This window comes from Pantoea sp. (assembly GCF_032114055.1).
Lineage (GTDB): Bacteria > Pseudomonadota > Gammaproteobacteria > Enterobacterales > Enterobacteriaceae > Pantoea.
In genome coordinates this window covers 372,146-390,404 of record NZ_DAMCTB010000003.1, presented here as the reverse complement: position 1 = coordinate 390,404, position 18,259 = coordinate 372,146, and the positions used below count along the sequence as shown (strand labels likewise).

Annotated in this window: 19 protein-coding genes; 10 read left to right on the top strand and 9 right to left on the bottom strand. The window is 49.9% G+C overall.

Annotated features, from left to right (window positions below):
- Positions 1-473: DUF3916 domain-containing protein (locus RT657_RS08290; protein WP_313653676.1), on the bottom strand; the 473-nt coding region annotated here is incomplete at its 3' end.
- An 844-nt stretch (positions 474-1,317) separates the two neighbouring features.
- On the opposite strand from RT657_RS08290, the gene RT657_RS08285 reads away from it, so the two are divergent.
- Positions 1,318-1,776 (top strand): GNAT family N-acetyltransferase, encoded by a 459-nt coding sequence (locus RT657_RS08285; RefSeq protein ID WP_313653675.1) that lies wholly within the window; start codon positions 1,318-1,320, stop codon positions 1,774-1,776.
- A gap of 152 nt (positions 1,777-1,928) precedes the next feature.
- Here the strand turns inward: RT657_RS08285 and RT657_RS08280 are convergent, their stop codons facing one another.
- Positions 1,929-2,948 (bottom strand): LacI family DNA-binding transcriptional regulator, encoded by a 1,020-nt coding sequence (locus tag RT657_RS08280; RefSeq protein WP_313653674.1) that lies wholly within the window; start codon positions 2,946-2,948, stop codon positions 1,929-1,931.
- 113 nt (positions 2,949-3,061) lie between these two features.
- On the opposite strand from RT657_RS08280, the gene RT657_RS08275 reads away from it, so the two are divergent.
- Positions 3,062-4,072 (top strand): Gfo/Idh/MocA family oxidoreductase, encoded by a 1,011-nt coding sequence (locus tag RT657_RS08275; protein ID WP_313653671.1) that lies wholly within the window; start codon positions 3,062-3,064, stop codon positions 4,070-4,072.
- A 74-nt stretch (positions 4,073-4,146) separates the two neighbouring features.
- Here RT657_RS08275 and RT657_RS08270 read toward each other — a convergent pair whose 3' ends face one another.
- From RT657_RS08270 to iolE, 3 genes are read right to left on the bottom strand one after another with little or no spacing between them, the layout of a single operon-like run.
- Positions 4,147-5,178: a Gfo/Idh/MocA family oxidoreductase gene (locus tag RT657_RS08270; protein ID WP_313653670.1), complete on the bottom strand. Its 1,032-nt coding sequence runs from the start codon at positions 5,176-5,178 to the stop codon at positions 4,147-4,149.
- An 11-nt stretch (positions 5,179-5,189) separates the two neighbouring features.
- A complete protein-coding gene (locus RT657_RS08265) occupies positions 5,190-6,377 on the bottom strand; it encodes a Gfo/Idh/MocA family oxidoreductase (RefSeq protein WP_313653669.1) in 1,188 nt (395 codons plus the stop codon).
- Complete coding sequence (iolE, locus tag RT657_RS08260; RefSeq protein WP_313653709.1) at positions 6,374-7,294, bottom strand: myo-inosose-2 dehydratase; 921 nt, start codon at positions 7,292-7,294, stop codon at positions 6,374-6,376. Before iolE ends, RT657_RS08265 begins: the two co-directional genes overlap by 4 nt.
- A gap of 363 nt (positions 7,295-7,657) precedes the next feature.
- Here iolE and RT657_RS08255 point away from each other — a divergent pair, with 363 nt between their 5' ends.
- The 6 genes from RT657_RS08255 to RT657_RS08230 all read left to right on the top strand — a co-directional run bounded on the left by RT657_RS08255 (position 7,658) and on the right by RT657_RS08230 (position 11,040).
- The gene (locus RT657_RS08255; RefSeq protein WP_313653667.1) at positions 7,658-7,981 is read left to right on the top strand and encodes an antibiotic biosynthesis monooxygenase; all 324 of its coding nucleotides are present in this window, start codon (positions 7,658-7,660) and stop codon (positions 7,979-7,981) included.
- The gene (locus RT657_RS08250) at positions 7,974-8,366 is read left to right on the top strand and encodes an amino acid-binding protein (protein ID WP_313653665.1); all 393 of its coding nucleotides are present in this window, start codon (positions 7,974-7,976) and stop codon (positions 8,364-8,366) included. Before RT657_RS08255 ends, RT657_RS08250 begins: the two co-directional genes overlap by 8 nt.
- A complete protein-coding gene (locus RT657_RS08245; RefSeq protein WP_313653662.1) occupies positions 8,363-9,064 on the top strand; it encodes a winged helix-turn-helix domain-containing protein in 702 nt (233 codons plus the stop codon). Before RT657_RS08250 ends, RT657_RS08245 begins: the two co-directional genes overlap by 4 nt.
- Positions 9,065-9,316: 252 nt before the next feature.
- On the top strand, positions 9,317-9,589 hold the full coding sequence (locus RT657_RS08240; RefSeq protein ID WP_313653660.1) for a hypothetical protein: 273 nt from the start codon (positions 9,317-9,319) through the stop codon (positions 9,587-9,589).
- A gap of 190 nt (positions 9,590-9,779) precedes the next feature.
- Complete coding sequence (locus RT657_RS08235) at positions 9,780-10,187, top strand: GFA family protein (protein ID WP_313653659.1); 408 nt, start codon at positions 9,780-9,782, stop codon at positions 10,185-10,187.
- A 169-nt stretch (positions 10,188-10,356) separates the two neighbouring features.
- Positions 10,357-11,040, top strand: coding sequence for an O-methyltransferase (locus RT657_RS08230; RefSeq protein WP_313653657.1), 684 nt, complete (start codon positions 10,357-10,359; stop codon positions 11,038-11,040).
- Positions 11,041-11,471: 431 nt separating this feature from the next.
- On the opposite strand, the gene RT657_RS08225 is transcribed toward RT657_RS08230, so the two are convergent.
- Positions 11,472-12,014 carry a DUF3916 domain-containing protein gene (locus RT657_RS08225; RefSeq protein WP_313653656.1) on the bottom strand — a complete coding sequence of 181 codons (543 nt, stop codon included), beginning with the start codon at positions 12,012-12,014 and terminating at the stop codon, positions 11,472-11,474.
- A 291-nt stretch (positions 12,015-12,305) separates the two neighbouring features.
- Between RT657_RS08225 and RT657_RS08220 the strand changes: the two genes are divergently transcribed.
- Positions 12,306-12,866 (top strand): hypothetical protein, encoded by a 561-nt coding sequence (locus RT657_RS08220; protein ID WP_313653654.1) that lies wholly within the window; start codon positions 12,306-12,308, stop codon positions 12,864-12,866.
- A 679-nt stretch (positions 12,867-13,545) separates the two neighbouring features.
- Here RT657_RS08220 and RT657_RS08215 read toward each other — a convergent pair.
- Together RT657_RS08215 and RT657_RS08210 are read right to left on the bottom strand one after the other, a co-directional pair.
- Positions 13,546-13,836 carry a Bor family protein gene (locus RT657_RS08215; protein WP_313653652.1) on the bottom strand — a complete coding sequence of 97 codons (291 nt, stop codon included), beginning with the start codon at positions 13,834-13,836 and terminating at the stop codon, positions 13,546-13,548.
- A gap of 471 nt (positions 13,837-14,307) precedes the next feature.
- On the bottom strand, positions 14,308-15,423 hold the full coding sequence (locus RT657_RS08210) for an FAD-dependent monooxygenase (protein WP_313653651.1): 1,116 nt from the start codon (positions 15,421-15,423) through the stop codon (positions 14,308-14,310).
- 100 nt (positions 15,424-15,523) lie between these two features.
- Between RT657_RS08210 and RT657_RS08205 the strand changes: the two genes are divergently transcribed.
- A complete protein-coding gene (locus tag RT657_RS08205) occupies positions 15,524-16,432 on the top strand; it encodes a LysR family transcriptional regulator (protein ID WP_313653649.1) in 909 nt (302 codons plus the stop codon).
- Between the two features lie 160 nt (positions 16,433-16,592).
- Here the strand turns inward: RT657_RS08205 and RT657_RS08200 are convergent, their stop codons facing one another.
- Complete coding sequence (locus RT657_RS08200) at positions 16,593-17,789, bottom strand: cupin domain-containing protein (protein ID WP_313653647.1); 1,197 nt, start codon at positions 17,787-17,789, stop codon at positions 16,593-16,595.
- Positions 17,790-18,259 lie beyond the last annotated feature (470 nt).

Here is an 18,259-nt window from a genome sequence, read left to right as displayed (position 1 = left end):
CCATAATACCAACGCTCTCCGGTGAACCATTCATCACGATCCTCACTCCCATAGTATTCGAGCGTAATACCCAATTCCTGCACATTAGCTGGAAGAGTGAGCCCCCACTCAGCAGCCAGGCTGCGCTCTTTAATCAAAGCGGAGGCACCATTTTCAGAACGGTCTTCAGTAATAAAGCTTTGGTAATAGTCTTCTGAACGATAGAGACAGATTTCGCTTGTAAACATATCCGGAAGGCATATAACCGCAGTAATCCGGGGGCTGTAATTCATACCAGCAGTTGCCCTTATAAGATTTGAACAAGCATTGATCATGGCTTGCGCGCAATCTGCTTTAGTTTTAAGTGTGCTGTACTTTCCCTGAACAAGATTAATCTCTACCGGGATTTTGAAATTCCAGTAATGCTCATTTTCTGAAAACACGCTTCGTTGAGGGTTATGAAATGTATCAGCCCAACGTTTAATAGCTTTCAAGCGGCGTGGAATATTTCTGACTTTGGTTCGATGGTCTCTGTTAAGCCGTCTGCTCATGAGTCTTTAATTTTCATCCCTTCAAATGATATAAGCTGTGTGCAGCTAATCGTTAAGCAATAATATAATTTAGCTTTCTCGAGTTGAAACGCCTTGAGGCCGTTTTTCGCACATAGCGAAGATTCATCTCAGTCAGCCTGTCCGCTTTTTGCCAGAAGCGTACGTTTTAAGCCAGTTCAGCCAGCTATCTTGTGATCATAGCAAGTTTAGCCGCGAAGTATAAAAATAAGCCCCTGTTGCTCTGTCCATCATCTGGACAACGCGATTTTTATTCAAAATGGTTGACGCAACATGCCATGGTCGGCACCATCATTCGGGCTATTCGTCTTCCCGGAATTGAGTTTGAAAACGGTCACAGGATTTTTGGATACGCTGATGCGAGCAGCTTTGTGGATTATCTTTAGCTGAATATATCGTTTTATGGTCCAGATAATTATTCTGGCAGAAGGTGACGTTAACCTGCCCAATCTCGCACAAAGCAGATATCTTCCTTTCAGTTAGCCTTTCTGCTTTGTGCGGGAAGCGGACATTTGCACCTTTGCCATGCACTAACGGATGGAGAACAGTCCTTACCGCACAGTCTTACAGTCTCGCCGGAATTATCAGGGACACTTTTCAGCGTTATGAAGTGTTAAAAGGTATCTGAAACAAGTAGCTCGCGGCAGCACCGCGCTGAGGTCCCCTGCAGGCAGGTACGAAGGTAGTCCTTTATTATAAAAATGAGTAGACGTCGAAGTCGGAACAGGTATGGTAAATTCAGTCGTCAAAACTGAATTAAGGATAGTGAATGTTCACCATTTCAGAAGTTGATAAGGGAAATTCTGACCTGGCGCGGTTGGTCGGCGAGCTCGATGCCTTTCAGAGCGCACTTTATCCTACAGAAAGTAACCACTGCCTGGATCTTTCAACAGTCATTGACGAGCAGATCCGGTGCATAATAGTCCGCGATGAAGAGGGCGTGCCTGCAGGCTGTGGTGCTTTGCTCTTTCTCGAAGAGGGTTCAGCTGAGGTTAAGCGGGTTTACATTCGACCGGAATACCGCGGCAGAAAGCTCGGAGAGCAGATAGTCAGTGCGATCGAGAGGATTGCTTCAGAAAAGCATTTGCGGCTACTGCAGCTTGAAACAGGCATTCATCAGCAACCAGCTCTGGCGCTTTATCGCAAATGCGGGTATGAGATATGCGATGCATTCCCTCCGTATAAACCTGATCCACTAAGTGTTTTTATGCGCAAAGCGCTCCCTTGAAGTAACGCTGCTAAAACGCCAGGAAAGGACACAACAGGGTTGTTATTTTTGATCTGGCAGAGCTTCACTGTAACCATCATTCGACGTCCGCTCTTGCCTCATTGCCAGCAATATACTCAAAAACCATTCCTTTCAAAAAAAACCACTGATGACTAATAAAAGTTCTCCTGTGTATAAAGCATAAAGGTGACTTTGCCGCTGTTGTATTCCTCAGGTGTTTCATCGTGTTCGAGATAGTTCAGCAGGATGTCTACTGACAGCTGCGCATGACGTGCCGTATTCTGATCCAGCGTAAGGGCCAGTGCGTTTCTGGCAAACAGGGCTTTAGTCGTAGAATAGAGTTCATGTGTGATAAGTGTGCAGGTGTGTGTCAGACGATGCCGGGCCAGCGCTTCGCTGATTTCGGTATTACCCAGGCCGGTATTATAGAGCCCCACGACATGAGCAGACCGCACAAGCTCTTTTTCAAGCAATTTGCTGATGGTTATCCGGCTTTCCTGACCTGCCAGCACCTCACGTAATGTTACTTCAGGAAAACGCTTTTCAAGGACGTCCCGAAAGCCCTGAATACGCTGTTGATGAGCGCGATATTCACTGCGTCCACTCACCACAATCACATCGCCTTGCTGTCTGATCAGGCTGCCCATCATCAGCCCGGCTGTGCGGCCTGCCTGCAGCTGGTCGATACCAACATGACACAGCCTGTGTGCGCCAGGCAGATCTGTAACGAGGGTCACCACAGGAACGCCGCGCTGTTTGCAGCTCTGCAGCGCCTGATAAACAGCGGGGTGCTCATGTGCAAAAACAATCAGGCCGTCACGCATTTTGCTGCGCGCGTCAATGAGCACAGCCAGTTTGTCCGGGCAGGACTCCGTCACAAAAGTGCGGTGCAGCACTACGCGGCGATACCCCAGAGCATTGGCGATGGCGAGATAATCGCTGGCAAGCTGTCTGAAAAAAAATGCGTCATCGCCACTCAGCAGTACCTCTATCTGCCAGGCATGGCGGTGCTCTTCAGGCAGAATGCGCTTCAGGCCAGCCTCACGCGCGGCTTCGAGTACTTTCTGTACAGTCCGGGGTGAAACGCCGCCCCGCTCATTCAGCACGCGGTCGACCGTAGCCAGACTGACGCCCGCGCGTTCTGCCAGCATTTCAAGAGTCAGTGATTTCATCAGGGTTCCTGCTGAGGTAATTCCCTCAAAACATACATTTCTCAGGGTATGCAGGCAGGCTAATTTGGCAACGTCTTTATCGCCGAACTTTGACCTTCAGACAGGAAATTATCATGACTCAGAAAAAACGTTTTGCACTGATTGGCTGTGGCTTTATCGGACAGGTGCATGCCGCAAATCTCGCGATGCACCCGGATGTTGAGCTTGCAATGGTGGCCGACCTGGATACGGCCCGCGCCACCGCACTGGCCGGACAGATGAAGTGTACAGCGGGCGAAGTCAGCACCGCTATCAATAGTGACAATATAGATGCAGTGCTGATTGCCAGCGCAACGCCGTCACATGCTGAACTGCTTGAAGCCGCAGCGCGTGCAGGTAAGGCCGTCTATTGTGAAAAACCGATCGATTTGTCGCTGGCAAGAGCAGTCCGCGTTGCTGAAAACGTGCTGCCACTGAAGACAAAAATTACGGTAGGCTTCAATCGCCGTTTTGACAGCAGTCATCAGCAGTTAAAGCGCCAGCTGGAACAGGAAACAGTAGGACGTATCGAGTTAATCCAGATGGTCTGCCGTGCGTCAGAACTTCCGCCGCTTAGCTACCTTAAGTCTTCCGGCGGCCAGATGCGTGACCAGGCGATCCATTTTTTCGACCTGCTGCGCTGGCTGACAGCCGATGATGTTATTTCAGTCGGTGCAATGGGGGCTGCACTGGCGATGCCTGCCATCAGTGAGTCTGGCGATGTGGATACGTCGGTGCTGATTATGCGGATGCAGCAGGCCGCGTTTGCACAGCTCGATAACACGCGTCGTACGGGTTATGGCTATGATGAAAGGATCAGTGTCATGGGCGAAAAAGGACTGGCGGAGTCAGGTTCCCAGAGCCCGCCGGGCATGACGCTTTACATGGGAAAAACCATTATAAAGCAGGGCCTTTATGCGGACTGGTTCAGCCGTGTTAAGGGCACCTATTATCAGCATCTTGACGCGTTTGTCCGCTCTCTGAACGGCGAGGATGTGGCTGATTTACCCGGACTGCTGGATGGGATTCAGGCGCAGGCGATCGCAGAAGCCGCGACGAAATCCCTGACAACCGGAATGTTCTGCCCGGTCGACAGGGTGATGTGATAAAGGTCCGGGGCTGGTCCTGTCAGGATATGGCCCCGGAAGCTCCCCATACTCAGCCCTGGCTGCTGCAGATTTCAGCGCTCCTCGTTGAACACGATCCCAAGCTGTTCCCTCACCGTATCCATCGCTGTCAGAGTAGTGAGTACGGCAGATAACGGGCGAATGGGCGAGTCAGTTAACCCCTGCCCCACGCACCATGAAAAATGCCGGATTTCATGACAGAGCTGCGCGTAACGGCTGGCGGGCTCTTCCCAGCATAGCGTGTGGCCCCCCTGGCTTGAGGTCAGCACAAATCCGCCGGGTGCATAAAACTGTCCCGCCATAACCAGGGTAGCATCGCGTCCCGCAATCACTGCATTTCCAGGTGTATTACTGAACAGGGTCGTATTCAGCACCGAATGCATGCCACAGGCATGTTCAAACAGCATAGACGCCTGCCCGTTAACATTGCATTCTGCCGGTTGTCCGCTGGACTGGATGCGGACCGGTGCACCTGCCACCATCACACTCAGCGAAACCAGATAACTGCCTAAATCCAGCATCGGGCCTCCGGCCAGATCGGCATTAAAGATGCGGTGGTCCTGCGTAAAAAACTCGCCGTGATCGGCAATCAGGGTATGAAGATGGCCCAACACACCATCGGCTAAAAGCTGACGCAGCACATCGTATTTTGGCGCGAAATCACACCACATGCCTTCCATACACAGCAAACCTTTCTGACGGGCCTTCGCTTGCAGGGCCTCCGCTTCCCTGACATTCAGCGCCAGAGGTTTTTCAATCAGCACATGTTTGCCCGCATTCAGTGCTTTCATGCCATCCGGAAAATGGTGGTTATGGGGTGTGGCGATGTAAATTGCGTCCAGATCCTTCATTGCCAGCATTTCATCTGTGCTGCTGAAGGCCGCCGGAATGGCCCAGCGATCTGCGAACGCCTGTGCCCTTACTTTGTTTCTTGCTGACACTGCAACCAGCTGCTGTCCGGTGTGCGCTTTCAGCGCGCGGGCAAAATGTTCGGCGATCCAGCCGGGGCCGATAATGCCCCAGCGCAGTACGGGTATCGACTTTTCAGCAGGCAGTCGCGGGACGGGGAGGGAAGAGGGAAACATAGTGATTCCTTTTAAGCATTGTTCTGGCGGTTGCCTGCAACTGCAACCCACTGACGGGATAGAATGGACTGCTCAATGGCGGTCAGGATTTGCTGATTCTGCAGGCCAAATGCAAAGTTCGGATAACAGTCGTCGTCGCTGCAGATCCCCTGAACGAGATCATGAACTTCGATGACTTTGACATCAAAATACCCAAGCCCGCCGCCGCCGAAATCAAACCCGAAAAAGCCGGAATAGGCCGGGATCTGGCTGCCTGCATACAGGGTTTTGAAGCCCCGATCGTGTCTGTCATCACTCAAGCGATAAACCTGCAGCTCATTGAAACGTTCGCCGTCCATATAGAGGGTGCCTTCTGTTCCGGAGACTTCCCAGAACACACCAAATATGCGACCGGCGGCCAGGCGTGAAGCTTCGATAACGCCGCTGGCCCCGCTTTCAAAGCTGACGAGGCACTGAACCTGGTCATCATTTTCCACCTCGCGCCATTCTGCCTGTTCATCAATGTGACTGGCATAACCGGCATCTACCTGAGGAACCGGGCGCTGTTTCAGACAGGTCTGTGCGCTGGCCGTTACCTCGCTGATCTCCCCCATGAGAAACTGTGCGACGGAAAGGGTGTGAGCCCCCAGATCGCCCAGAGATCCGCTGCCGCCCAGGCTTCTGGAGCAGCGCCAGGACCAGGGCAGCGTCGGGTCATTGTAGAAACCCTGGTCAAAGGTGCCGCGAAAGCGGATTGGCGTGCCGATATCCCCGCGCTCAATAATCTGTTTTGCCAGCAGCGCCGCGGGCGTTTTGATATTGTTAAAGGCCACCATCGTTTTGACGCCTGCCTGCTCTGCAGCCAGCGTCATCTGCAGCGCCTCCTGCGCACTGACGGCCAGTGGCTTTTCACAATACACGTGCTTACCTGCCGCAATTGCTGCCAGCGCCATCTCAAAGTGCAGATGGTTAGGCGAGGTGATATCGACCACATCAACCTGCGGGTCATTAATCAGATCACGCCAGTTCCCGTAGGCCTTATCAGCCCCAAAGCGCTCTGCATTCGCATCGGCTAAGACCTGATTCTGATCGGCCAGTGCATAGAGACGAGGACGCTTCGGCAGGTCCGGATAAATCATTGCTGCGCGACGGTAGGCATCAGCATGCGCCTGCCCCATAAATCCCGAGCCGATTAAACCAATATTGAGGTTGTCTTTCATTGGGCGGTTTCCTCTGCAGAAAGAGACGGTGAAAAAGTACTTTTTACCCAGCGAAACGCCCGGGAAACAGCAGCAGACGGCTCTTCTTTTCGCGGGTCCTGCTCCGCCTCGACTATCAGCCAGCCCTGATAATCTGAGCGCGCAATAAAGTCAGTCAGCGGAGAATAATCAATGCAGCCCTCCCCCGGCACCGTGAAAAGTCCCGCACGCACAGCATCATTGAAGCTGAGGTCGTTTTCCCGAACCCGATGCAGTACATCAGCACGAACGTCTTTCAGATGAATGTGCACGATACGGTGTCCAAACTTTTCTGTTATCTGAGCCAGGTCAACTCCAGCGGCGAAAGCGTGCCCGGAGTCCAGAACCAGTCCGACCCTGTCGGAGGTTTTAGTCAGAAATTCTTCCAGCTCATGATGCTGTTCAACCAGCATCATCAGATGATGATGGTAGGCCAGTTTCAGACCAAACCTGTCCATCAGAATATCGGCGAACACGCTGACTTTGCGGGCATATTCATCAGCATTCAGGCAGTTCAGAGGCGGAGAAAGAGAAAGAGGCTCGTCCAGCGGATGGCTGCCAGGCATACAGCCGCACTCGCCGTAAACCATAACGTCTGCTCCTGATGCTCGGAGAAGTCCGGCATGTGATTCCACGGCCACGATTTCATCAGCAACGCTGCGTTCAGCAAGGAAACCGCTGTGCCAGCCTGAAGCAAGCTGAAGTCCTGCCTTATGCAATAGCGGGGCTAACTCCGCATGGGTACGGGGGAATTTTCTGCCCAGTTCAGTTCCCTGATAACCGGCAAAGGCAGCCTGTGTCAGGCAGGTTTCAAGGGCAATATTGTCACCCAGATCGGGCAGGACATCATTCGTCCAGCTCAGCGGGCTTACACCTAATCGAATACGTGAAGTCATCAGCATACTCCTCCTTTCAGGTCAGTCTGAGAGCACTATAGGGAGGGTGTGAGCAGAATCGTTATCGGTTCAATGAGGTAAAACCCTCATCCGGAGGAAATACAAGGTCTGTCTGTTGCACAGGGTGATTGACCGGAAAAAAACGTAAAGACTCACCCGCTCTTCGGGTTAATAAGTCGCCTCCCTCTGTTCCTTAAGATCCTCTCGTCCCGCAGCCGGAGATCGTCAGGGGTTAACCGCAGGTCACCCGATGATGAACGAAAAATAAGGGGCTGCTGTATCACGCACAGGCATACTTCGGTGCCGACCGAAGCAGCACGCCTTCGTCATCATTAATCTGTCCGTAAATTAACAACGGAGCGGACCATGATTGCAGTACTTTTTGAGGCTGATGCCCTGCCAGAGGCTCAGGAAAGATATCTTCAGCTCGCTTCAGAACTGAAGCCTCTCTTATCCGACACGCCCGGCTTTATTTCAATTGAGCGTTTCCAGAGCCTGACTACGCCCGGAAAGATTCTTTCTCTGTCGTGGTGGGAAGATGAGGAGTCTGTAGCCGGGTGGAAGCAAAATGTGATGCACCAGGCTGCTCAGAAAGAAGGTAAGCAGTCCATTTTTTCATTCTACAGAATACGGGTAGCCAGCGTATTCCGTGATTACGCTTCTGATAAGGGAACAAATCAGCATGTATGATATTCACGTTATTCTCAAAAACAGCCCGGGGTCACTGGGTTCGCTGGGTAGAGTACTGGGTGAAAACGGAGTGGGACTTGAAGGCGGTGGCGTATTTACAGGACCTGATGGCGGACATGCACATTTTCTGGTTGAAGACGGCCACAAAGCTCGTCAGGTGTTGACTGAGGCTGGTTTTGACGTGTGTAACGTGTGTCGTCCCCTGATAAGAAAATTGCCTCAGGAACGGCCCGGAGAACTGGGAGAAATAGCTGATACTATTGCCCGAAGCGGCATCAATATTCTGATACAGTACAGTGATCACAATAACCGGCTCATTCTCATTACGGATGATGATGCCCGGGCCGCCGAAGTAACCCGAACATGGGCAATACATTCTGAATGAATCTCGTTAAAACAACGCGCGACAGTGAGCCAGATGATGTCCTTGAAACATCAATGGTTAAAGTGGCTTCTTCGCTGTCTGATCCGTCGAGAGTCAGTATTCTGTGCGCCCTGATGGACGGGCGCGCATGGACAGCGACCGAACTTAGCGTAGTGGCTGGCATAGCGGCCTCGACAGCCAGCGGGCATCTGAACCGGCTTCTCAGCAACGGTCTGGTCATTTGCCTGACGCAGGGGCGTCATCGCTATTACAGCCTTGCGGGCCATCATATCGCTGGATTGCTGGAAAACCTGATGAGAGTTTCTATGGGGACTTCCAAAGCCCCCCTGTCCAGTACACCGGTCTATCTGCGTTACGCACGCACCTGCTATGATCATCTGGCAGGCGAGCTTGCTGTCAATATTTATGAATTTATGCTGCAGGAAAAATGGCTTGAAGCAGATGGCTCGGACCTGACAACAGCCGGCAAAATGCATTTTGAGAAAATGGGCGTTTTGCTTAACTCTCGCACACGACGCAAACCCTGTTGCGGCTGCCTGGACTGGAGTGAAAGACGTTTCCATCTCGGCGGTAACGCGGGCTCAGCCCTGTTTACACTTTTCCTGCAAAAAGAATGGATAACGCGTACACAGGGGTACCGTGAAGTGAACGTAACCAATTCAGGCCGGGTTGCACTACATCGGCTTTTTAAGCTGTAAATTACCTGAACTTGATTCATATACCGGTTGCTTTGAACGGGTGGTTCAAAGCGTTTTCACCCGTCTCTTTCATTTTTAGCAACAGGCTCGCTTCCCGACCAAAGCGAATCTGACATTCAGTTAGTGCAATCTGTGACCAACGCGGACAGTGCGATTAAAATTCACTATTAACTTGCAGAAAACGGGCTCGCGTGAAATAGCTAAACCTGAGAACTGAATCACTTCATCAATACTTACTGTAAGGACGCTTATATGCCTGACTACGACTTCTATCAAAAAGGTAAACGGATCGTTGCGTTAGAGCGTTCGGAAAACAATCAGGCTGTTAAATTAATTACTCAGGGTTATCAAAAGCAAGTTGAAGAGATTAGTGCTACGACGAAAAAAAGCGCACTCACGCGTCTTTATGACATTCGTAAAGATAGCAGAATAGACCAGCATAACTTCTTAGCAGGGGCGGGTACGATGCCGTTGATAGGCATAATGACGGCAATTGCAGCTTTTCTGTTACGGAAAAAAACCTGACATTGACTAATGCCTGCCTGACGCTCATTGCCAACCTTCAGCTCAACAAGATAATCTAACGCGTGGCAGTAACAGACGTTCAGTCCGCAAAACGCTGGCATTCTGAAATGGGTTTTAAAATATTGTTAATGCAGTCAGGCCTGTGCTATGTATAGCGTTCGACAATATCCAGCCACTATTAGGATGAGTTATGAAGGGAAGCTGTTTGTGTCAGAAAATCCGGTATGAATGCGATGTACTGGAAGGGGAAATAGTGAACTGTCACTGCCATACCTGCAGAAAAGCACACGCCGCCCCCTACGCACCAACAGCGGGCGTTAAACGCGAACATTTCAGATGGCTGGAAGGAAGTGAGCACCTCGGATCTTATGCCTCTTCCCCGGATAAACTTCGTCATTTCTGTTCACTTTGTGGCTCACACCTGATGGCAGAAAGGCCGCATCAGGGCCATGTCATCGTACGTGTGGCAACCCTGGATGAGCCCCCCTCCTCTGCGGCTATTTCACATATCTGGTGCTCTCATAACGTGCCGTGGCTTAGTGAATACCAGGATACGCCTTATTACGAGGAATGGCAGAAAACTGCTGGTCATAAATGAGAGAAAATTAATAGCGAGGATCCTGTTTGCTCATAACAGACAGCAAAGGGAACCGCCTGATTTCAGATGAGAACGTTGCTGATTACAGATCTGAGACTAACCTGTTGTAGGCAACATGAGTAACCGATACGACTAAACTTCCATCGATTGAAAGGGGATTAAGTTCTGTATGCGTACTCCGGATTATCCTTCACAGGATTCTGATAAATGGGCTCAGGTGGATGCCTGGTTTTCTGAAAGACTTGCTCCGGAAGAGGCAGGTTTACAATCTGCCCTCGCCAATAACGCCGGACAGGGTTTGCCTGCACACGATGTTTCCGCTTTACAGGGGAAAATGCTGGCTATTTTTATTCAAATGTCACGAGCCGTCCGGGTACTTGAAATAGGCACGTTGGGGGGGTATAGCACGATATGGATGGCCAAGGCACTCCCGCCGCATGGAAGCATAACGACAATTGAATTCAATGCGCATCATGCAGAAGTAGCCAGCCAGAATATTGAAAAAGCGGGGCTGGCTGAGCGCGTCACACTACACAGAGGCGCTGCGCTTGATATATTACCCACGCTTGATGCGCCTTTTGATCTGATTTTTATCGATGCCGATAAAGTAAATAACCCCCTCTATCTTGAATGGGCTATCAGACTGTCGAAACCCGGTACGGTCATCATTGGAGATAATACCGTGCGCGGTGGCCATATCATCGATGCCGACAGTAACGATCCCAATGTTACAGGCCTGCGGAAATTTGTCGACATGATCTCTGAGGATGAACGCCTTGAAGCGACAGCCGTACAGACTGTGGGTGAAAAAGGATGGGATGGTTTCGTTATTGCTATTATTAAAAACCATTGATGCAATGCATCATCACGAAAAATGCACTTTACACCCGTTTTTTAATCATCACTTCGGCATGATGAATTAAAGCTGTGCAGCTTAGGGTGTCTGTGTATTTTATACAGAAACCAGTTTCATACTCTCATCCCACCGGGTGACCTTATTTCTGCCAGCATCAAATGTCCGATGATCACGACGTCAGAAGACGGTATTCAAAGTCATGAGTGTGGTATCGCTACACAGCTTATGAGCAAGGCGATGATAAGGGCTGGCGGGTACGCATTGCAGACCCACGGGCATAATCTGAACAATCATGTCGCCCGCTATTCACTTATAGCGGGCGTTAACCTGACGTCAGTTCGCTTTATGCTAAAAGCGAACAGTGTGAGATGTCAGTGTCCGTTCTGTGCCAGAAGCGGACATTCATTTAGATATTAATCACAGCGCTATTACATGACCTGACCATAATACCAACGCTCTCCGGTGAACCATTCATCACGATCCTCACTCCCATAGTATTCGAGCGTAATACCCAATTCCTGCACATTAGCTGGAAGAGTGAGCCCCCACTCAGCAGCCAGGCTGCGCTCTTTAATCAAAGCGGAGGCACCATTTTCAGAACGGTCTTCAGTAATAAAGCTTTGGTAATAGTCTTCTGAACGATAGAGACAGATTTCGCTTGTAAACATATCCGGAAGGCATATAACCGCAGTAATCCGGGGGCTGTAATTCATACCAGCAGTTGCCCTTATAAGATTTGAACAAGCATTGATCATGGCTTGCGCGCAATCTGCTTTAGTTTTAAGTGTGCTGTACTTTCCCTGAACAAGATTAATCTCTACCGGGATTTTGAAATTCCAGTAATGCTCATCTTCTGAAAACACGCTTCGTTGAGGGTTATGAAATGTATTAGCCCAACGTTTAAGAGCTTTCAAGCGGCGTGGAATATTTCTGACTTTGGTTCGATGATCTCTGTTAAGCCGTCTGCTCATGAGTATTTTAATTTTCACCCCTTCAAATGATTTAGGCTGTGTGCAGCTAATCGTTAAGCATCAATATAACTCAGCTTTCTCGAGTTGAAACGCCTTGAGGCCGTTTCTCGCTCATAGCGAACATTCATCTCAGTCAGCCTGTCCGCTCAGTGCCAGAAGCGGACGTTGCTAACACTTGAATATACTCATCCGCGGGGCCCGGTCAGCGCAATATGCCAACTTAAGGCGCTGTCGTGACATCAGCTTATAAAGTAGTATGTGTTCTTCTGCTGTTCACACTTTGGATACTCAATGACATTGCAAGCGACCTGGCTTGAACAGCCTAAGCCCGGTGATGAAAGGGTAGGTGTTTCGATCATCGACGTTAATCCCTTTGGCGCTAATGGAGAAAAGGATCGACGACTGTTAATCAGTAAGGGCGGTGAACCCTTTGTGATTTTACAGTTATATATACGTGCTGATGAGGATGGCTGGCTGATTTCCAGCGCGTTTTGTGATTTCCTACTGAATGAATCCCAGGTGGCAATCATTTGTGGCGACCACTTTCATGTTGTCGAGATGACCACATACTCGTTCAGAAGCCATCCACTAGGTGATTACGTTGGCCATATTTATTCAGTTCCTGACATCCATTCTGACAGGCTACATAATTGGGTTCTGGTTACCACTTACTGCCACGTTTTTCTGATGGATATTGCTGCGAGCATTCTCTGGAAATCTAGACAGTGCGCCATTGATGGCGTGATCATTACATCGATAGAGAATGAGACGGTGCTGGGCCTGGGAGAGTGGGACCCGCCAGGAGGTTGGGAACCTTTTAAGCTCGATCTTAAAACGGGCATCCCGATTTGAAGAAGGGGGGGCCCCCTCACAGTCTTCGGTCGGCGCGGACGATGCATTCCAGCAATTATTGCCTTAAGAGTTAATGTTCGATTGCGATGAGGACAAACATTATGCTCCTGGAGACGCTAAAAAGACTTGAATGCTCTCTTCTTAGCAGCAAGCGGAAAGATCGGGTATGGCTTGAAGAGATACTCCACGAAAGATTTAGCGAAATAACACGCTAAGGTGTAGTCGTTGATCGTACTCAGACTATTGAAGCGCTTTTAAGTGAAGATAATGTTCCGGCTATTCTTGATCGTGATTACCGGCTTATCAGCGTTGGAAATAATTACGCAATATTGCACTACAGAACTGTTAATCCAGATGGCAGTCGTGCAACCCTACGTTCGTCATACTGGGAATTTTCTGCAAACGGGCAATGGAAATTGGTATTCCATCAGGGAACGCCAGAGGCAGGGGGCGTATAGATGGCAGATACAATGTCCGCTTCTCGCTCAGAGCAGACTTACATGCCTCAACAGCTGACTACTGCTTTTACCAGGCTGGGCGTCGTTGCCTGAACTCGTTTCGGGTAATGTCGTCAGCAGGTAAGCCGGGCAGCAGTACGACAGAAGAATGGAATAACAATATACTGATGCGATTGAATATCAGATGCTGGATTAGGCCGGCGAACCGGCCTGAGGTATTATCAGATGGCGCAATAAACGCGCGCTTCACGTGGCGTGTAGATACCAAACGTCACCACGCTCAGTAAACCATTAACAAACGTCTGCTGCACCTCAACCCGATTAACTTTTTCCTGTCCGCCGCACACCTGCGCCGCATCAATGCTCTTACGCTGACCGATACCTGAAACAAAGAACGGCTGGCTGGTGGTTTTCGTCGCCGCGCCAACCTGATTCTGTTTCATTACGAAAGTCTGCTGTGCACAGCCGGTTAAACTCAGAGCCAGTAACGCCGCAACAAAAAGCTTGTTCATAAATATCCTTATCGTCTGAAATGAAAAAAATGCTGAGTGAATTCATCACTCAGCCAGCCATCAGGTTATCGGCAACAAAAGCGGAAACATTAGAAATATTGTTAAGAACGCGTGACGGATGGGTTTTGCTGAAGCGTACAGAAATATACCCCTCCCTGCATAGCAAAGGGGGGTTTAAGCGTTATCCCTTAGCGAGTCAAATCGCAGAAGAACGTTTTAACGCCACCGGGAAAGCTTTTGCATGCGGACTGTTCTTCGCGCCCGCCGCACCATCAAAGTTCTATTCCAGCTCAGGCAGCAGAGACTTATGCTTCTCACTCGTAGCGGACCATGGCCTGCTGTTAGTCAACTTCGTGCCAGAAGCGGACCCTGCCAGGTCCGGGCTCAAATAACCATCGGCGCGCTGGTTAATTATATGTTCAACAGACATACAGACAAATCCGGTCACCATGACTGGGTTTTAAATGGCCACTACGTCAAACCCTGCATCCAAAACCGACTGAGTTCAGCAGTGGAAATATTAGTGGCAGGCAACAGTGGTTCAGGTTGTTCAGAAAAAATCTTATCAGCGAATTGTCTTCCAGTCAGCTGTGCTGCTGAGGTCTTGCTATGTCTTAGTTGGTAAAAGCTTTCCGGAACAATGTTTATATCGTCGATCTCCCTCAATAAGCGAGCCAAATGCCATGCATCTTCCAGCGCCTGGCATGCTCCCTGCCCGGAAGTCGGTAAGGAAGCATGAGCCGCGTCTCCAATCAGTAAAATATTGTCCTGATGCCAGAAAGGAAGAGGATCAATGTCATGAACAAAAATGCACTTAACCGATGCTTTATCACATGACTCCAATACATTCTGCACAGGATCAGGCCAGTCCTGAAAACGCTGATGCAACGCATCGAAATAATGCGCTCGAAGGCGTTCATCGTTAACAGGAGCGTTCCATGCACCTGCCCAATAGCACCACCCGTTATTCACCGGCACGATGCCAAAACGCTCCCCCCGGCCTCGAAAATCATCGATGACGTTGCTCAGGCTGCCCTCTCGTTGTCTGCCTACGCCTATTACGTTAACAAAGCCATGATAATGAGGAGGTATTCTCTCCGCATACAACGCCTGGCGGACGACTGAATTCATACGCCCGTCAGCCCCCACGACCAGATCAAACTTCTGGCTCAACTTCATTACGTCTGCATTAGTGATTGCACAACTAAATTTGATCTCGCAATCCAGACTATCCAGCGCACCGATCAATAAGCTGAGTAGCTCACGTCGTAAGACTGTCACGCTGGGAAAACCGCATAGTGAATTTACTGCTGAAATATCGAACTCTGTCTGAAGAAGACCATATCGGTCAAACTGGCGCATCATGCAGGGCGTACCACCCACCTGAATTACCTTTTTGTCCAGACCCATCTTCTGCATGACGAACATGGCATTGGGCCACAACGTCACACCCGCTCCTGCAGTGGATACGGTGCTGCCACGTTCAAATATGCTGACCTGATGGCCCTGTCTGGTTGCAAGTATTGCCAGCGCCATTCCAGCAATCCCGGCTCCTACGATGGCAATTTTCTTAGGTCTGGTCATCATCTTCTTCCTGTTACGAAACGTAATAGAAATTGTAATGACCTCCTTATTGCTGATAAATATGGCAATATAGTTTTATTAATCTCATTTACTGGGATAATTTATGATTGAAAAATTTGAGATGCAGTGGCTGATCTGCTTTCAGGCTGTTTATGAAAAGTTGAGCTTTAAGCTCGCAGCAGATCAGCTTCAACTGCCATCATCTAATGTCAGCCGTCATGTCGCTTTACTTAAACAACAACTTCGCGTGCGGCTGCTGGAGCGCACAACCCGCAAGATAATTCCAACCGCAGCCGGTAAACGACTATATCAATCCATTACACCGCTCACGCGCGCTTTGGACCATGCCCTGGAAGAAGTATCCCTATTCGGTGATTCACTTTCAGGCCATCTGAAAATCATTACCCCAGACCTTCCATTCATGGCCGATATTCTTGCTGACTTCTGCATCAGGCATCCACAAATACAGCTCAGTTGTGACACTCAGCTGGATCCAACAGAAGGACTACTGGACGGATTTGATCTGGTATTACGCTTTGGGCGTGGACCACTGGAGGATTCCAGCTGGGTTGCCAGGGAAATTCTGCGCTGGCCAAGCTGTGTGGTGGCCGCACCAGAACTTCTGAAACGTTACCCCTTGCCACGATCGCCAGATGAATTAGCCCACATCCCTTGCATTACCAGTATGTCGGTACTCCAGGGAACGCCATGGAGATTTAAACAAAACCAAACCGTCCGGGTGCATTCCAGTTACAAGGTGAACAGCGGACAGATGGCCAGAGCCGCTGCACTAAAAGGACTTGGCTTCGCCATTTTGCCTCTCCATGCGTGTGAATCCGAAATCGACAACGGCTCCCTTATAAAAATTAACTGTAATCGCGAACCTGAAGATCTGGTGCTCTACGCGCTGTATTCCGGCAGAAAATATCTACCTGTCAAAGTGAAGGCGTTTCTGGAACATTTGCAATTATCTATTGCCGATTTAGAGGTACACAGCAAGGAAGGTATATAACCGACAAAACAATCCGCTACCCTGGACCGAGGCAAAATGTCCGCTTCTCGCACAAAGCGGACATGGACCGGAGTGTAAGTCTGCTCGCCAGCAGCGGACTCTTTTAGGTTTACAACTTAGCAGCGTCTGTACGGGTCATTCAGCCACAGACCCTTACTGATTATTTCACTACCGGATTCTTTTTAAGCGAGAGCATGTTCATAAATTCATCATCCAGGTGCAGATGTTGCCGGACAAGTTCAGGCGGTGTACTGGCCAGCCACTGGTTAAGTGAAATATCGGCATAGTAATCGCTTTTAAACAGTTCAAGAAAACGCAGCGGCCCTTTACCGGTATTTTCGATGTAGTGACCCATTGCAAAGGGCACATAGCCAACATCCCCGGCGCGATAGTCGAACGTTCTTGCCTGACCTGATGAGGCAAAGACCCCCATCCGCCCCTCGCCTTCAAGGTAATATTGCCACTCATCATTATTGGGGTGCCAGTGCAGTTCACGCAGGCCGCCTGGCTCAATTTCCACCAGCGCGGCGGAGATCGTTTTTGAAACCGGGAAATTAGATGAATCGGTGATCCTGACGGTTCCTCCCGGCGCGCGTACCGGCTCCTGAGCCAGCATCCTGTGCGTAAAGCGAATTTTCGATTTCGCAGCACCTTTTATGCTGTCCGATTCCAGACTGCCTGGAACGTTGCCGGCAAAGATATATTCATCATCAGGTGAAGGAAGATGGGCAAATGAAGAGACCGGTACCTTAAAGTTTTTGGCCAGAATTTCCGGCGGAATATGTCTGAACCAGTCTGACAGCAGAAAAGTGCTGTCCTCATCAAAATTGCCGTCGTCAAACGCCAGTAAAAACTCACAGCCGTCAGGACCGAGCCCCTGAATCGAGTGAGGAATACCGGGCGGAAAATACCAAAGATCACCCGCTGCAATATCATCGACGAACCATCCGCCACTGGTGTCAAACGCTGTCACCCGTGCGTTACCGTAAGTCATATAAGCCCACTCGCCCTCCTTGTGCCAGTGCAGCTCGCGGATGCCTCCGGCATTAAGACGCATATCGACGCCCGCAATCGTCGTGGAGATGCCCAGCTCCCGCTGCGTCACCTGCCGCGTCCAGCCACCGCTTCCCTTACGAACGTGCGCGTCACTGAAAGAGAAATGGAGATTCGGCAGTGTTCCGCTGTCTGTCTCAGGCGGATTTACGATGTCCGGGTTTTCTGCTTCACGGATGGGATCATGAGGACCGGGATCCCGTCCTCCACCGCCCGTTCCGGCAGGAAACGTCTTTACGCTATTGTCGTGAGCCAGCGCCTGACCGGCTGCAAGTGCAACCGTTCCACCTGCCGCAAAAGCCATAAAATGTCTTCTTGTTAATGTTTTCATCGCCATCCATCCTCAGAATAGTGTTTATCTTTGGTCTTATTTTGCTAACGCCCTAACGTTATAGCCGCGCTGAAAATGAACGAGGAAACAATTTTGTAACACTGGCGAGGCAGTGGAACAGCGCTGCGAACAGTCAAGACTGATGAATGTATTCAGAAAAATTAATACTGTTTAATCGCTGTATATCTGCAACGGTTTTATCCGTAAAATAAGCGCACTTATCGTCAATCAATACGACACGGTTTTATTTCTGGTTAGCCGTTCATCCGTTACAACTGATAAAATTTTTTACCAATTGCGCGATTTAACAGACCCTGAATATCTGAGAGCCCGCGCCTGGCGACGCCTTTTGAAAACCAATTTCAATCAGAGGGGGCAACAAAATAACGGAGGTAATTTTTGCTTAAATCCGCCAGACAGCAATGCTGAAGTTCTGAATATGT

Excerpts from the sequence above, each read along its gene's own strand:
- RT657_RS08255 (WP_313653667.1), top strand. The coding sequence starts at position 7,658 with ATGATTGCAGTACTTTTTGAGGCTGATGCCCTGCCAGAGGCTCAGGAA.
- RT657_RS08210 (WP_313653651.1), bottom strand. The coding sequence starts at position 15,423 with ATGATGACCAGACCTAAGAAAATTGCCATCGTAGGAGCCGGGATTGCT.
- RT657_RS08245 (WP_313653662.1), top strand. The coding sequence starts at position 8,363 with ATGAATCTCGTTAAAACAACGCGCGACAGTGAGCCAGATGATGTCCTT.
- RT657_RS08230 (WP_313653657.1), top strand. The coding sequence starts at position 10,357 with ATGCGTACTCCGGATTATCCTTCACAGGATTCTGATAAATGGGCTCAG.
- RT657_RS08225 (WP_313653656.1), bottom strand. The coding sequence starts at position 12,014 with ATGAGCAGACGGCTTAACAGAGATCATCGAACCAAAGTCAGAAATATT.
- RT657_RS08205 (WP_313653649.1), top strand. The coding sequence starts at position 15,524 with ATGATTGAAAAATTTGAGATGCAGTGGCTGATCTGCTTTCAGGCTGTT.
- RT657_RS08270 (WP_313653670.1), bottom strand. The coding sequence starts at position 5,178 with ATGTTTCCCTCTTCCCTCCCCGTCCCGCGACTGCCTGCTGAAAAGTCG.
- RT657_RS08250 (WP_313653665.1), top strand. The coding sequence starts at position 7,974 with ATGTATGATATTCACGTTATTCTCAAAAACAGCCCGGGGTCACTGGGT.
- RT657_RS08280 (WP_313653674.1), bottom strand. The coding sequence starts at position 2,948 with ATGAAATCACTGACTCTTGAAATGCTGGCAGAACGCGCGGGCGTCAGT.
- RT657_RS08215 (WP_313653652.1), bottom strand. The coding sequence starts at position 13,836 with ATGAACAAGCTTTTTGTTGCGGCGTTACTGGCTCTGAGTTTAACCGGC.
- RT657_RS08200 (WP_313653647.1), bottom strand. The coding sequence starts at position 17,789 with ATGGCTTTTGCGGCAGGTGGAACGGTTGCACTTGCAGCCGGTCAGGCG.
- RT657_RS08235 (WP_313653659.1), top strand. The coding sequence starts at position 9,780 with ATGAAGGGAAGCTGTTTGTGTCAGAAAATCCGGTATGAATGCGATGTA.
- RT657_RS08265 (WP_313653669.1), bottom strand. The coding sequence starts at position 6,377 with ATGAAAGACAACCTCAATATTGGTTTAATCGGCTCGGGATTTATGGGG.
- RT657_RS08275 (WP_313653671.1), top strand. The coding sequence starts at position 3,062 with ATGACTCAGAAAAAACGTTTTGCACTGATTGGCTGTGGCTTTATCGGA.
- RT657_RS08220 (WP_313653654.1), top strand. The coding sequence starts at position 12,306 with ATGACATTGCAAGCGACCTGGCTTGAACAGCCTAAGCCCGGTGATGAA.
- RT657_RS08240 (WP_313653660.1), top strand. The coding sequence starts at position 9,317 with ATGCCTGACTACGACTTCTATCAAAAAGGTAAACGGATCGTTGCGTTA.
- RT657_RS08285 (WP_313653675.1), top strand. The coding sequence starts at position 1,318 with ATGTTCACCATTTCAGAAGTTGATAAGGGAAATTCTGACCTGGCGCGG.